At 50.0% G+C, this 764-nt stretch carries 2 protein-coding genes; both read left to right on the top strand.

All coding sequences use genetic code 11. From position 1 onward, the window contains the following. Positions 1–252: helix-turn-helix domain-containing protein (locus tag R7Q48_RS26795; RefSeq protein WP_318133271.1), on the top strand; the 252-nt coding region annotated here is incomplete at its 5' end. After that, a partial coding sequence (locus R7Q48_RS26790; RefSeq protein ID WP_318133269.1) for a glycosyltransferase occupies positions 227–764 on the top strand: 538 nt, incomplete at its 3' end. The genes R7Q48_RS26795 and R7Q48_RS26790, both read left to right, overlap by 26 nt.

The raw sequence follows: 764 nt of genomic DNA, 5'->3' as shown, positions 1-764 counted from the left end.
GAGGCGCCTGCTCAACAAACACAACCTACTGTCGGCGTTGAAACACCGAGTCATTCCTTATCGCCGTACTTTAATGCAGACGGAAGTATCCGACCAATGTGGCAAGTCGAACGTGAAGCGATTCAAAACGCGATCGCCTATTGTGATGGTAACGTGCTCAATGCCGCTGTGATGCTGGAGCTAAGCCCTTCAACGGTCTATCGTAAAAAACAAGCGTGGGAAGCGGATGAAGTTAATCTCGAACAATCCTGATTTACCCATTGTGGGCGAAGTTTGGATTTTTGTTGATAGCCGCATTTTTGGCGGCATCGAAAGCCACATATTAGAGCTGGCAAAAGGCATTCTCGCGTTTGGGCACGCCGTGCGTATTGTGTTGCCAACGGAGTACACACCTCAAGCACAGCTTGTAGAAAAAGCGCAAGCGGCGAACATTCCCACCAGCTATTTACCGCAAATATCTGGTGTTCCTTCGAATACAATCGCGATCAAGCACCTCACCAGTGCTGTCGCGCATCACCAACCGAGTGTACTGCACACTCACGGTTACAAGGCGAGCATACTGGCTCGCACCGCCAAACTGCTCACTCGCACTTTTCCGCGTTTGGTCTCAACTTATCATGCAGGTGAGTCGTCATCGGGCAAACTGTGGCTTTACGACGGGCTGGACAGATGCTCAGGCTATCTCTCGGATCACTGCTTTGCAGTAAGCAAAAATATTCAAGATAAAGTGCTCTGCCCCTCGCAACTACTCAACAACTTTGTCG

This window comes from Vibrio sp. 378 (genome assembly GCF_033339435.1).
The sequence above is the reverse complement of the archived record's forward strand: the minus strand, read 5'-3'. Positions and strand labels throughout refer to the sequence as shown.